The sequence below is a fragment of the Roseicyclus sp. genome (assembly GCF_018402035.1).
GTDB lineage: Bacteria > Pseudomonadota > Alphaproteobacteria > Rhodobacterales > Rhodobacteraceae > Roseicyclus.
The window spans coordinates 22,842-35,814 of sequence record NZ_JAGYJN010000007.1 but is presented as its reverse complement, the minus strand read 5'-3'; the positions used below and the strand labels follow the sequence as shown (position 1 = coordinate 35,814).

Here is a 12,973-nt window from a genome sequence, read left to right as displayed (position 1 = left end):
CCAATTAGGGAGGACATCATGGCCAAGACACTCAAGACATTCAGCAGGCGTAGTATTCTGGGAACCGGGGCGACGATTGGGGCAGCCAGCTTGTTTGCCCCTGCGATCCTGCGGGCGCAGGGAGCCTATCCGACACGAAACATCAATATCGTGATCGCCACGGGTCAAGGTGGCGGCGCGGAAACCACGGCGCGCGCTTTTACCAATGTGATGCGCACCGATCTGGGCGTGGAGTTCGAATATGAATTCCATCCCGGCGCTGGTGGTCAGGTGGGATACGAGCTCTATGCCCAGCGCCGCGATAAGGACGGCTACAACCTGCTCTATTCCAACATGCACCCCGAGATCATCACCTTTGCGACGCAAAACACCAATTATGATCTGCCCGGTGATATCATCCACTTTGCCAAGACCGGCGGCACGCCCATCGTATGTTACGTCGGGGCCAACAGCCCGATCCAGTCGATCGAGCAACTCGTCGATGAAGGCAAAAAGCGCACAGTGAACATCGCCACCAGCCGCCTGCCGCATCCAGGTACCATCGGGATGCTGTCGTTGGCCGATGCCATGGGCGCTGATTTCAATATGATCCCCTATGGCGGTGGCAATCCAACTTCCATGGCGGTTATCACCGGTGAAACCGATGCGGCGGTATTGACGGCCGGTGTTGCCATCAGCCTCGGCGATCAGGTGCGCGTATTGGGAACATTCCGCTCGGTCGAGGCGTTCAACGCCCAAATGGGGAATGCGCCGCTGATCAACGATGTGTTCGGCACAACCATTCCCGAGCTGGAACTGGCCAATGGTTTCGCCATGCACACAGAGGTTTGGGAAACCATGCCCGAAGTGCGGGAACGTTTGGTCAATTCGATCCGGGCGAGCTTTGACAACACCGAGTTGCGTGCCAATTTCGCAGCCGCGAATTATCCATTCGAAGGGGTGGAATACGGCGACGAGGTGGTCTGCCAGAAGATCGTCGCGGATACGATCGAACTGGCGCGCCGCTATGCGGATCGCCTACGCGCCAGCTGACATAGGCATAACAGCAAACCGGCGACCCTGTGTCGCCGGTTTCCCTAATCAAAGGAGCCTCATGGCCAGCGCAACGCAATCTATTGGTATTTCCCTCGTGGAAACCATTCGTAGCGACATTCTGACCGCGCGGCTAAAACCCGGTGAAAAGCTCTCGCTCAAACTGTTGAGCGGACTATACGCCTGTGGCGCCTCTCCTGTGCGCGAGGCGCTGACGCGGCTGGCCTCGGAAGGGCTGGTCGAGCGTATCGATCGGCGCGGATTTTTCGTAGCGGGAATCTCAGCGCATGATTTCGCAGATATCTTGTTCAACCGTGGCTTCATGGAAAGCGAGGCGCTGAGGCAATCCATCGCCTTGGGTGATGCCGAATGGGAAGAGCGCGTGCTGATCGCACATTTTCGGCTCAGCAACCTTAAGCGCGACACACAGGGCAAAGATGGATTGCGGCAGCCTAATCCCGATTGGGAAGCAGCGCATAAACGCTTTCATATGGCGCTTTTGTCGGCCTGCCCTTCGCGGATATTGCTGGAAACCTGCGAAAGATTGCACGACTTGAACAACCGCTATCGCTTTTTCGCCCGTACGGTTCAGGGCTCGGCCCGGTCGGTCGAGGCCGAGCATAAAAAGCTGTGCGATCTGGCATTGGAGCGATCCCCCCAAGGCGCGGCGCAAGCGCTGATCGATCATTACCGACAAACAGGCGACGCTGTGCTGGCGGCTACGATTGTGCCGGCCGGTCTAGGTCTTGATATGTCCCATATTTTTCAGAACACCAAAGGTATGTCCCATGAAATTGCGTAAAATTGGTTCTCTCGAGGTGTCTGCGGTCGGCTTGGGTTGCATGAGCATGACCCCGATCTATGGCGCACCCGATCCCGATGAGGCTGTGGCAACGATCCACCGCGCCCTTGATCTGGGTGTTACAATGATCGACACCGCCGATGCCTATAACGACGGCAAGAACGAGATGCTGGTGGGCCGGGCGCTTGCCGGGCGGCGCGATGGGGCTGTTCTGGCTACAAAATTCGGCAACATTCGCTATCCCGATGGTCGCCGCGATGTGAACGGGCGGCCCGAATATGTGCGCGAAGCCTGCGAAGCCAGTCTCAAGCGCTTCGGTACGGACCGGATCGATTTGTATTACATTCATCGTATCGACCCAACGGTGCCCATCGAAGACACGATCGGTGCTATGGCCGACCTCAAGGCTGAGGGCAAAATCTTGCATCTGGGGCTGTCGGAGGCATCGGCCCAGACGTTGCGACGCGCCCATGCGACCCATCCGATCACCGCGCTTCAGACCGAATACTCGCTTTGGTATCGTGGGGTTGAGGCCGAACACCTGCCCACTTGCCGCGCGCTTGGGATCGGTTTTGTTGCCTATGCGCCGCTGGGGCGTGGTCTATTGACTGGCACCATCGGCACGCTTGCGGACATGGCCGAGGATGACCGCCGCCGCGACCATCCCCGCTTTGAGCCGGAAAACCTTGCGCACAATGTAGCGCTGGTGGAAGAACTCAGAGCACTCGCCCATCACGAAGGATGCACCCCGGCCCAACTGGCGCTGGCGTGGCTTTTGGCCCAAGGCGATGACATCCTGCCCATCCCCGGCACCCGACGCCGTCGCTGGCTGGAGGAAAACACCGCCGCGCTCGACATCATTCCCTCGGTTTCTACACTTGCCACGCTGGATCGGATTTTCCGCGAAGGGGCTGGGGCGGGCACCCGCTATCCGGCGGGCCAGATGAAGCGCGTGAACTTGTGACAGTGGCGGCGATGGACTATCGCGCGCTGGGGTCGCAGGGCTTGCAGGTTTCGACGCTTGGGCTGGGCTGCTCGGGCATGACGTCGGATTATGGCCTGCCCGATGATGTGGAATCGGTGGCCACTATCCAGCGTGCCATCGAGATGGGCGTGACGCTTTTTGACACGTCCGACGCCTATGGCGCGGGCCGCAACGAAGAGCTGATCGCAGGTGCAATCCTGGGCATGCGCGATGGTCTGGTGATCGCATCCAAATTCGGCAACATCCGCGGCCCGAACGGCGAACGCGGCGGCACCAACGGTCATCCCGATTACATACCGCAAGCCTGTGAGGCCAGTCTCAGGCGCTTGGGCGTTGATGTGATCGATCTTTACTATGTCCACCGGATCGACCCTGATGTGGCGATCGAAGATACGGTCGGCGCCATGGCGCGGCTGGTCGAGGCAGGTAAGATCCGTTTCATCGGCCTGTGCGAAGCGGGGCCGGACACCATCCGGCGTGCCCATGATACCCACCCGCTGTCTGCAGTGCAGATGGAATATTCGCTCTGGACCCGTGATGCTGAGGCGGCGATCTTGCCGCTTCTCAGGGAGTTGGGGGTTGGGCTGGTGCCTTATAGCCCCTTGGGGCGCGGGTTTCTGACCGGCGCCTTCGCGAGCCGCGACGATCTGATCCCGACCGACCGCCGCCACGCCCATCCGCGCTTTCAAGCAGGGAATTTCGAACAGAATCTGGCGCTGTTGGAACCGCTTGCCGAAATCGCAGCGGCCCATGGCGTCAGCAATGGGCAGGTGGCGCTGGCATGGCTTTTGGCGCAATGGGATGGGCTTGTACCGATCCCCGGCACGAAACGCCGCCGTTGGCTTGAAGAAAACCTTGCAGCGCGCGCTGTGTATCTGACCGCGTCCGATATCGCCCGCCTGTCCGCCGCCTTTTCCCCCGGAGTGGCGGCGGGCCTGCGTTACCCCGAATTCCAACTTGCAAAAATGGGCCTGTAACGGCCCGCCCATACGAAAGGATGACCATGGTTACCCCCGTTATGCCCGAAAAGAGCTATTCCGGAACCGAGCACTGGACAAAAAAGGGCGATGTCACCCTGTTCCTGTGGCAGAAAAAGGTGCCAGTGGGGACGCCCAAGGGAACGGTGCTGTTCGTGCATGGATCATCCATGGCTTCGACGCCAACCTTTGATCTTCAGGTGCCGGGGCGGCCCTATTCCTCGGCGATGGATTGGTTCGTTTCCCAAGGCTACGACACTTGGTGTGTCGACATGGAGGGGTATGGCCGCTCTGACAAAGACCCCTCCGTGACCGCCAATATCGCGGCCGGCGGCGATGACCTGATTGCTGCCACCGATTACATCATGGCGGAAACAGGCGTGAGCGCCTTCCTGGTTTACGGGATTTCTTCAGGCGCGCTCAGGGCCGCGAATTTCGCCGAGCGCAAGCCCGAGCGGGTGGCGCGGTTGGCTCTTGATGCGATGGTTTGGACAGGCGAGGGAAGCCCGACATTGGCACAGCGCGCCCAAAACCTTGCGCGCTGGCAAACAGGCGAACGCCGCCCTATCGACCGCGATTTCGTCTGGTCGATTTTCAATCGCGACCATCCCGGCTGCGCTGAGGACAAGGTGATTGAAGCCTTTGCCGAGGCCATTGTGGCGCTGGATGACAGCGTTCCGACCGGCACTTACCTAGATATGTGCGCCAATCTTCCAGTGACCGACCCCAGCCGCCTGACCATGCCTACGCTGGTAATGCGCGGGGAATATGACGGCATCGCGGGGATCGATGATCTGTTGGCCTTCTTCAAGGCGTTGCCCCACCCTGACAAGCAGTTTTCGGTGATGCAGGGGATTTCACACGCCTCGATCCAGCAAAAGAACTACATGACGGTGTATCACATCTTGCAATCTTTCTTCGAAACGCCGGCGGCTGTTTACAAATAGGTTGAGCCGCTCCCCAACTGTCGGACAGCTTTCTAATTGATTTAAGCTTCTCTTAGAATGAACCTTGGCTTTCGCGGGATACGAGAGCTGCTGTCCGGCAGGACAACTATGCAGGCTCAGCCGGGGCTGGATCGAATTATGTTGGGCCGTTCTGGCCCGTTCAGGAGTGTGATCATCTTCTGATAATGCCTTCACCTGGTCGGTTTCGAATGCACCCAACTGGACCAATGCAGGCGGCTGTCCGACATGGGCGGTTTGATGCCGCTGATGAGTGTAAAAGCGATCCAGCGGCCGACATCTACCTTTGCCTGCGGTTGGGTCTCCCAAGCGTGCAGGTAGGCGCACTCTTACGCCAGAGCCCGCAAAAGCGGTCGATGAAGGTGTTGTCGATCCAGCGCCTTTTGACTTCGAATTCAGACAGCAAAAACTGAACAAAGCAAGCGTCTAGAACAATAGGCGCGTCTCAGTCGGCGTGGTCAAGGTAAAGGCAAATAGCGGCGCTGCGCATCTAAAGACCGTGTCACGATCGAATGGAATGAATGTTCCTATGCCAGGCGACAAACCTATGGATGCCTTATCACTACCGTTAACCTGCCTTATCGGAGGGGGGGGCGGTAGGAAATAGGAACTCACCGGTCGCGACGTAGTGTTTTACTAGCATATCGACTGCACCAGCTGAATCCCGCATGAGCGCGAGATCTTTTATAGCGTCATGCTCATTAACGACGTTACGCACGATACGTGACCTACGCCGCGCCAAGACGCGGTAACGGATGTTCAATTCATAGAGCCGAGCACAGTTTTCGAGCAGGATACGCGACCCGCAAGCCGAGATTAACGCCTGATGAAAATTGCGATGGGCCACTTCCCAGGCCGAGACGGCGCTGCCGGGCTGATCATCGGCGTCGCGGTCCAAAGCGTTCATACGAAAATGAGCCACGAGAACTTGTTCTTCCCACTGCTGATCACCAAGTTCAATTGATCGGCGCAGTGCCTCACCTTCGAGCAGACAGCGGTTTCGCAAGATGTCGTCAAAATCGGCTGCCGAGGCATCGGCTACAAAAAAACCTCGCTTATCAATACGCTGTACCCAGCCTTCGACCGTTAATTGATTGAGCGCTTCACGGATCGGCGAGTTGCCGCAGTTATAACGATCCGATAGCATCTTCAGCCCGAGCTTCTGGCAAGGCGGCAGAATGGCCATCAAGATATCGCGCTTGATCTCGTGAAAGACCGAAATTCCAAGCGATTGTGCCTTGTCAGACATATCCTGATCCCGATGACCGCCATGCCCTAATCGGCAGAACGGCTCGCACCTAAGCCATCCGCCCCGATCAGGCAAGTCCGCATGAATACAGCGGAAAAGCCCCTTATTCCTACACGTTTCCTTAGCTCGCCAAGCGGCGGTTTCGGAGGCAAAGCCTCGACAAGTCGAGGCTCACAGCAAATTTTTCGAAAATAGTTTGCCGTTTACAAAATAATCGACAATTCTATGAAAAAAGCAAGATAGAATCATGGCTTCGGTCGGCAAGGGGGGGAAATGCATGCGGCTGTTTTACGGCAATGACCACGAAGTTTTCGTGCTGCGGGGCGATGAGGGCGTCAATGTGACGGCCCTGCTGACCGACCTACCGCATCTAATGCGCGAAGATCTGATGGCAGCGCTGATCGCGCAGTTCGACAGCTACCGCGCCCGGATTGAGGCGCATGTGAAAACCGCCGCTGGCGTGCCGCTGACCTCAATCCGCATCCGCGCGCCGCTACCGCGTCCGCGCAACATCGTGTGCATGGCAACCAACTACATGGAAGACGGCACCCTGCCCGAACCGCCGCCGATCAACGCCTTTCACAAGGTCTCGAACGCCGTGATCGGACAGGGCGACACCATGGTTCTGCCCGATGCGCCCGCCTCCAATCTCGATACCGCGCGGGTGTTTGCGCTGATCATCTATCTCAGCATCATCGGGCTCGTGATCTTCATGGCCGTGGTCTGGACCCAGCGCCGTTTCGTGTTCTGGCACAAATCCAGCACCTTGACCGACAGCTGAAGGCTGTTGCCCTGTCTGCAAAGGCAGGGCATCAGGCCTCCAAACGACCAAAACTCCAAGGAAGAGTGGAATGACAACGACCCCCAAAGACCTTTTCGCCCCCGCCGCGGTCACGCGTTTTTCGATCGAAGGCTCGGACAACACCTTTCCCGTGCGCCGCGTCTATTGCATCGGCCGCAACTACGCCGCCCATGCCGTCGAGATGGGCCACGACCCGGACAAGGAACCGCCGTTTTTCTTCAAGAAAAGCCCCGACAACATCGTCTTTGGCGATTTCCCCTACCCGACCGAAACCAGCGATGTGCATCACGAGATCGAACTGGTCGTGGCGCTCCACAAGGGCGGGCGGAACATCCTCGTCGAAAAGGCGCTCGAGCATGTCTATGGCTATGGCGTCGGCCTCGACATGACGCGGCGCGATCTGCAGGGCGAGGCCAAGAAGCTCGGCCGCCCCTGGGAAGTCGGCAAATCCTTCGACCAATCCGCCCCTTGCACGCCGCTTGTGCCCGCATCCAAGATCGGCCACCCCGATCAGGGCGCGATCTGGCTCAAGGTGAATGGCGAGATCCGGCAGGAGGGCGATCTGAACCAGATGCTCTGGAAGGTGCCGGAAATGATCTCGATCCTGTCGCGCTACTTTGAACTGGTCGAAGGCGATGCGATCATGACGGGCACGCCTGCAGGTGTAGGACCCATCGTGCGCGGAGATATGATGGAAGGCCATGTCGCAGGTGTGGGCAATCTGACGGTAAAGGTTCTGTGAGCATCGCAAGCAGGCGTCACAATGGTGCCGCCCGTTTTTCACCTCTCCAATCTGGGAACCGCACTGTCGCGGCACGAAACCATCACTTCTTTCCGCTCCGCGCGACTTTTTAGGCAAATGGGGCGATCTCTGAGAGTTCCCTTAGTCGCGGCTTGGAGGGGATTGATCCTTAAAACTAGAGCACACTGACCGCTGCGGGGGCTGTATCGGACAGGAAAATATTTGGGTTTCTGTCATAGCGGGTGGCAATGCGCCGCCGGTTCTTCAACCGACCCGCCATGATCTCGATCTGGTTGCGCCGCGTCGTGGTCACTGGGCAAGGCGCTTGGTGCCCAAAACTTTGATCTCTGCCGCAGCTGACAAACGAAATTACCCAACGAATTTTTTGCGGACCTATCAAACAAGGGCGTTTCTGACGCGCAGGGGGGCTAAATTAGGGGGGTGCCCCCTGCGTGAACGATCTGACTTGGATAACGAGAGGGGCAAGTAACCCCTCTGGACATGGCTGATTCCAATAGTAGTGCCCTACTGAGAGAAGAGTCGATTGAACGAGCCCTGCAAGGCAAACCTTAGCCGACGGTTTTTGGAACCCACTTGGAACCCAGCAGCAAGTGCCCAGCCGACCAAATTCTTGTATGTTATTGAAAGTATTGGTACCAGCGCCCCGGCTTGAACGGGGGACCTCCTGATCCACAATCAGGCGCTCTAACCAACTGAGCTACGCCGGCACGAGGGGTGGGATAGCCAAGGGTCGGCGCGATTGCAAGGGGTCTTGGCCTGCTGATCGCTTGCACTGGCCGCTGTCTGTCGCTACCCCGGCGTCAAGCTTGGAGGGAACGGCGATGGGCATCAACAAGGAAAGCGAGATCGCGGCGAATTTGCAGATCGGGCCAACGACGCTTGGCATGGTGCGCATCTATGTCGAGGGTGAGGGTGTTGACCTGCCGTTGGATTTCGAACCCGAAGAGGCCGAAGAAATCGCCGAGGAGCTGCGCGCCGCCGCAGCGCTTGCGCGCAATATGGCCAAGCAAAAGCGCTAAAACGCGTCGAAGCCTGCACCCGGATCGCGCAAACCCTGCAGGCGCAGGGCCGCGTGGCGGGCAAAGCGATGGATCACAGCGCGCCGCCGGGCCGACGCAAGTTTGACCTCAGGCCCCATGCGGATGATCGCGGCATCATAGGCATCGGCGATGATCAGCCCCGTGCCCTCGGGCAAAAGATCGGTCGGGAAATCCGCATCCACCGCCCAGAAATAGCGATCCCCCCATTCCAGATAGCCGCCCCATTTGCTGTCCGAGGTGAAATCGGCGCGGCTTGATTTACATTCGATCACCCAAAGCTCTCCCTTGGGGCCAAGCGCCATGACATCGAGCCGCTTACCGCGTTCGGGGGTGAATTCTGCCAGCGTGACAAAGTCATGGCCGCGCAGATGGCGACAGACACCGCGCGCCAAGAGCTGGCCGGGGGCAAGGGGTGCGGCATGGGGATCGGGGGCGGACATGGGTGCAAGCTGGAACATTGCGCGAACAATGACAAGGGCGGCGCGCCACTTGCCAGCGCATCCGCGCGCGCCTATGTGAAGGGTGGCGGGTCTGCTCTTCACGTGCCTGTGGCAAAATTCCGGTGGCCTTAAGCATTTCCGAGGGGGCTGGCTCTGTCTGGATCCTGGTCCGGTTACCTGGCGCCCACCTGTACATACAGGTCCTCGGGAATTCACGCCTCCACGGTTGCTGCGGTCCCCGCCACATCAAAACGCCGCCCCCTTGGGGGCGGCGTTTGTGTTTTGGGGACAATGCCTAGCGGCGGTCGGTATCGCTGAGCCGGATCGGGATCGGCTGGCGCAGGCCGCCTTGGTCATCATCATCATCGTCATCTTCGCCCAGCATCATGATCTGATAGCCGATCTGCACCGCGCCAAAGGTGATGGTGAAAAACACCACCAGCATGATCACGGCAATCGGCCCATCGGCGGTATGGGTGACAAGATGCCAAAGCCCCGCCACATCAAAGGCCAAGAGCATCGCGACAAAGATCAGTGCCAAGGCAAAGCCGATCAGGCCGTGACGCAAGATAAAGGCAATATGATCAGGCACGGCGCACCCCCCGGCGTTGCATCTGTTGGCTCAAAGGTAGCTATGGCTTTTGCAGACACAAGGGGGCGCGGCATTGCGGCGCGCAGGCAGCGGTCAATTGCCCAAAATTCAGGCAGCGTTGAGCACCAGCCAGCCGGTATAGCCCGCATAAACCGCCAAGAACAAAAACCCCATGCCGCGCCCGATCCGGCCCGTGGCCAGCGCCACCAGCAAAAGCGCCGCCGTGCCAGCCACCAGCGCCAGATCGACCAAGGACAGATCGCTTGGCACCGGGATCGGCACGATCACCGCCGTCAGGCCCAAGATCGCCAAGATGTTGAACACGTTCGAGCCAAGGATATTGCCCAGCGCCAGCCCCGCCTCGCCGCGCCGTGCGGCGATCACGCTGGTGGCAAGTTCAGGCAGCGAAGTGCCGATGGCCACGATGGTCAGGCCGATCATGGTTTCGCTGACGCCAAGCCCGCGCGCGATGCCCGTGGCCCCCGCGACCAACAACCACGCACCCGCGATCAGCGTGCCAAGCCCGGCCAAAAGATAGGCGGCCATCACGCCCAGCCCCATATCGGGGATCTCTGGCACCGGCTCGTTGGCCGCGTCGCGGCTGAGCGCGCGCCACAGGTAGATGGCCAGAGCGCCGAGCAAGATCGCCCCTTCGATCCGGCCAATATTGGCCCCGATCAAGATTACGGCGATGCCCATCACGGTCGCCACGATCAGCCAAAGCCGATCTTCAAACCCGGCCGTGTCGGCGGGGATCGCCGCGATCATGGCGGCCACCCCCAAGATCAGCGCGATATTGGCGATGTTGGAGCCCAGCACATTGCCGATGGCGATCCCCGGCGCACCGGCCAATGCCGCCGAGAGCGAGGTCAGCATCTCGGGCATGGAGGTGCCAAAGCCCAAGACCACCGCGCCAACAACCGCCATGGGCAGGCGCATCCGCGTGGCAAAGGCCACCGCGCCGCGCACTAACCCCTCGCCGCCGACCAGCAACATCGCCAGCCCAGCCACCATCATCACGGCATTCATCGATCAATGATCCCTTCGATCGCGCGCGAACTTTGGCACACACATTTGTGAGCAGATGGGTCAAGCTTCGCTATGCGGCAAGGGTCCGGCACCAGCAGCGCGGCGAATTCACATCAAAAAGCATCTGGCCGCGCTTCGCGCGCCATAAAGTCCAGCACGGCATTGACGAATTTCGGCTCTTTGCCATCGGGGAAAAAGGCGTGCGCCACATCGACATATTCGCTGATCACCACCTTGGGTGGGGCTGACCCCTCGACCAGCTCCGCGCCTGCGGCACGAAAGAGCGCGCGCAAAGTCGGGTCGATCCGCGCGATGGGCCATTTGGCCACGAGCGCGCGGTCGGTCATTTGGTCGATCTTGGCTTGATAATTGACCGCATCCTCAAGCGTTTTGCGAAACAGGTCGGGGTCGCCCTCGGCCATTTCCTCGCCATCATAGATGGCACCGAAGCGATGGGTTTCGAACTCCTGCCGGACGGCTTGCACGGTTTGACCCGATGCTTCCATCTGGAACAAGGCTTGCACCGCGTAAAGCCGGGCGGCCGCGCGCATCTGGCGGCGGTCCTCGCGGCTGATCGTCTTGGGCTGCGGCGCTTGGATCTCGTCGTCGGTCATGATGTGGCGTTGCTTTCAGAGCGGGGCATGAAGCCGATGCCGCCCTTAGGCCGCCCAAGCCGCCGCGTCAACGCGATCAGGTGAAGGGCCGCTTGCGCCGCGCCCCCCGCCGTGTTGAGCCGGCCCGCATCGGCGCGTTCCTCGGCCTGTGCGCGGTTTTCGACCGTGATGATGCCGTTGCCGATGCAGACACCTTGCAACCCCAGCATGGTCAGCGCGCGGCTGCTTTCATTGACCACGACATCGTAATGGCTGGTGGCCCCCCGGATCACACAGCCCAGCGCAACATAGCCGTCGAACTCGCCCAAGCGATGCGCGATGCCGATAGCGGTCGCGATCTCAAGGCTGCCCGGCACCTCGATCACCTCATGGGTGGCCCCCGCGCGCGCAAGCACAGCGCTGGCCGCCGCGATCTGGGCTGTGGCGATGGCGGTGTAATATGGCGCGATCACGATGGCGATCTTCACCGGCTTGTCGAATTGGGGCAGGCCCATGTCATTGTCGGAATGTCCGGCCATTATCCAAGCTCCGAGATGTTGCGCGTGCCGGTGATGGTCAGCCCGTAAGCCTCTAGCCCCACCACCTTGGGTTTGGGGGAATTGGTGAGCAAAATCATATCGCTGATCCCCAACGACGAGAGGATTTGTGCGCCAAGCCCATATTGGCGAAGCGTCTGGGGGCTGACTTCATCCTCCACCACCAGCTTCATGGTCAGATCGCGCAGCAAGACGAGAACGCCGCGCCCTTCCTCGGCGATCAGGCGCATCGCATCGCCGAACTCGCCCGCCCGGCCCTTGGGGCCAGTGCCCACCACATCCAAAAGCGGGTCCATCGCATGCATCCGCACAAGAACCGGATCAGGCCCAGTAATATCGCCCTTGATCAGCACGATATGCTCGGCGCCTTGGGTCTCGTCGGTATAGATGCGCATAGTCCAGTCGCCACCGAACTCGCTGGTGATCACACGCTCTTCGCGCTGCTTGACCAGATTGTCGTGGCGGCGGCGATACGAGATCAGATCGCTGATCGTGCCGATCTTGAGGTTGTGGCGCTGCGCGAAAGCCACCAGATCGGGCAGGCGCGCCATGGTGCCATCCTCGTTCATGATCTCGCAGATCACGCCCGAAGGGTTGAGGCCCGCCAAGCGCGAGATATCGACAGCCGCCTCCGTATGGCCCGCGCGGACCAGAACCCCGCCATCGCGCGCGCGTAGCGGAAAGACATGGCCCGGTGTGGCGATATCGGCCGCACCCTTGCCCGCATCGATCGCCACTTGGACAGTGCGCGCCCGGTCAGCCGCCGAAATACCCGTCGTCACCCCCTCGCGCGCCTCGATCGACAGCGTAAAGGCCGTCTCGTGGCGCGAGGAATTATAGGTCGACATCAAGGGCAGGCCCAGCTGATCGATGCGCGCCGATGTCATCGACAAACAGATCAGACCGCGCCCATGGGTCGCCATGAAATTGATCGCATCGGGCGTGGCCCATTGCGCGGGGATCACCAGATCGCCCTCGTTCTCGCGATCCTCGTGATCGACAAGGATGAACATATGGCCATTGCGGGCCTCGTCGAGGATCTCTTCGATGGGCGAGATTGCATCGGCCCAATCGCGCTCGACCGGACCCGGTTGTTCGAAAACTTGTGTCATGGCCATCCCCTCGCCGGTCTCTTGGCCGCCAGATA

15 protein-coding genes, 1 tRNA gene and 1 pseudogene are annotated in these 12,973 nt (G+C 59.9%); 8 read left to right on the top strand and 9 right to left on the bottom strand.

Features of this window, described 5'->3' with window-relative positions; all coding sequences use genetic code 11:
• The first annotated feature begins 18 nt into the window (after window positions 1-18).
• The 5 genes from KG698_RS11845 (at window position 19) to KG698_RS11825 (ending at window position 4,743) form a co-directional block, all read left to right on the top strand.
• A complete protein-coding gene (locus tag KG698_RS11845; RefSeq protein WP_213685788.1) occupies window positions 19-1,032 on the top strand; it encodes a tripartite tricarboxylate transporter substrate binding protein in 1,014 nt (337 codons plus the stop codon).
• 61 nt (window positions 1,033-1,093) lie between these two features.
• The gene (locus tag KG698_RS11840) at window positions 1,094-1,834 is read left to right on the top strand and encodes a GntR family transcriptional regulator (protein ID WP_213685787.1); all 741 of its coding nucleotides are present in this window, start codon (window positions 1,094-1,096) and stop codon (window positions 1,832-1,834) included.
• Window positions 1,821-2,798, top strand: a complete 978-nt coding sequence (locus tag KG698_RS11835; RefSeq protein WP_213685786.1) for an aldo/keto reductase — start codon at window positions 1,821-1,823, stop codon at window positions 2,796-2,798. The genes KG698_RS11840 and KG698_RS11835 overlap by 14 nt, the downstream gene beginning before the upstream one ends.
• An 11-nt stretch (window positions 2,799-2,809) precedes the next feature.
• Window positions 2,810-3,796, top strand: a complete 987-nt coding sequence (locus KG698_RS11830; protein WP_213685785.1) for an aldo/keto reductase — start codon at window positions 2,810-2,812, stop codon at window positions 3,794-3,796.
• 26 nt (window positions 3,797-3,822) lie between these two features.
• Window positions 3,823-4,743, top strand: a complete 921-nt coding sequence (locus KG698_RS11825) for an alpha/beta hydrolase (RefSeq protein WP_213685784.1) — start codon at window positions 3,823-3,825, stop codon at window positions 4,741-4,743.
• A gap of 586 nt (window positions 4,744-5,329) precedes the next feature.
• Here the strand turns inward: KG698_RS11825 and KG698_RS11820 are convergent.
• Complete coding sequence (locus KG698_RS11820; RefSeq protein ID WP_213685783.1) at window positions 5,330-6,010, bottom strand: GntR family transcriptional regulator; 681 nt, start codon at window positions 6,008-6,010, stop codon at window positions 5,330-5,332.
• A gap of 277 nt (window positions 6,011-6,287) precedes the next feature.
• Between KG698_RS11820 and KG698_RS11815 the strand changes: the two genes are divergently transcribed.
• Both KG698_RS11815 and KG698_RS11810 read left to right on the top strand, forming a co-directional pair.
• Window positions 6,288-6,791, top strand: coding sequence for a hypothetical protein (locus KG698_RS11815; RefSeq protein WP_213685782.1), 504 nt, complete (start codon window positions 6,288-6,290; stop codon window positions 6,789-6,791).
• Window positions 6,792-6,861: 70 nt separating this feature from the next.
• The gene (locus tag KG698_RS11810; RefSeq protein WP_213685781.1) at window positions 6,862-7,554 is read left to right on the top strand and encodes a fumarylacetoacetate hydrolase family protein; all 693 of its coding nucleotides are present in this window, start codon (window positions 6,862-6,864) and stop codon (window positions 7,552-7,554) included.
• Window positions 7,555-7,729: 175 nt separating this feature from the next.
• Here the strand turns inward: KG698_RS11810 and KG698_RS11805 are convergent.
• Together KG698_RS11805 and KG698_RS11800 are read right to left on the bottom strand one after the other, a co-directional pair.
• Window positions 7,730-7,855, bottom strand: a pseudogene (locus tag KG698_RS11805) (IS5/IS1182 family transposase); the annotation flags it as partial.
• Window positions 7,856-8,205: 350 nt separating this feature from the next.
• Window positions 8,206-8,282, bottom strand: a tRNA-His gene (locus KG698_RS11800).
• Window positions 8,283-8,396: 114 nt separating this feature from the next.
• On the opposite strand from KG698_RS11800, the gene KG698_RS11795 reads away from it, so the two are divergent.
• A complete protein-coding gene (locus KG698_RS11795) occupies window positions 8,397-8,594 on the top strand; it encodes a DUF6324 family protein (protein WP_213685780.1) in 198 nt (65 codons plus the stop codon).
• Here KG698_RS11795 and KG698_RS11790 read toward each other — a convergent pair.
• From KG698_RS11790 to ribB, 6 genes are all read right to left on the bottom strand, one after another.
• On the bottom strand, window positions 8,591-9,055 hold the full coding sequence (locus KG698_RS11790; protein ID WP_213685779.1) for an MmcB family DNA repair protein: 465 nt from the start codon (window positions 9,053-9,055) through the stop codon (window positions 8,591-8,593). The two genes, KG698_RS11795 and KG698_RS11790, sit on opposite strands and share 4 nt — an antisense overlap.
• A gap of 295 nt (window positions 9,056-9,350) precedes the next feature.
• Window positions 9,351-9,647 (bottom strand): hypothetical protein, encoded by a 297-nt coding sequence (locus tag KG698_RS11785; protein WP_213685778.1) that lies wholly within the window; start codon window positions 9,645-9,647, stop codon window positions 9,351-9,353.
• A gap of 108 nt (window positions 9,648-9,755) precedes the next feature.
• Window positions 9,756-10,676, bottom strand: a complete 921-nt coding sequence (locus KG698_RS11780; protein WP_213685777.1) for a calcium/sodium antiporter — start codon at window positions 10,674-10,676, stop codon at window positions 9,756-9,758.
• Window positions 10,677-10,789: 113 nt separating this feature from the next.
• Window positions 10,790-11,290, bottom strand: a complete 501-nt coding sequence (gene nusB, locus KG698_RS11775; RefSeq protein ID WP_213685776.1) for a transcription antitermination factor NusB — start codon at window positions 11,288-11,290, stop codon at window positions 10,790-10,792.
• Window positions 11,287-11,808 carry a 6,7-dimethyl-8-ribityllumazine synthase gene (locus KG698_RS11770; RefSeq protein WP_213685775.1) on the bottom strand — a complete coding sequence of 174 codons (522 nt, stop codon included), beginning with the start codon at window positions 11,806-11,808 and terminating at the stop codon, window positions 11,287-11,289. Before KG698_RS11770 ends, nusB begins: the two co-directional genes overlap by 4 nt.
• Window positions 11,808-12,938: a 3,4-dihydroxy-2-butanone-4-phosphate synthase gene (gene ribB / locus KG698_RS11765; protein WP_213685835.1), complete on the bottom strand. Its 1,131-nt coding sequence runs from the start codon at window positions 12,936-12,938 to the stop codon at window positions 11,808-11,810. The genes KG698_RS11770 and ribB overlap by 1 nt, the downstream gene beginning before the upstream one ends.
• Window positions 12,939-12,973: the final 35 nt, after the last annotated feature.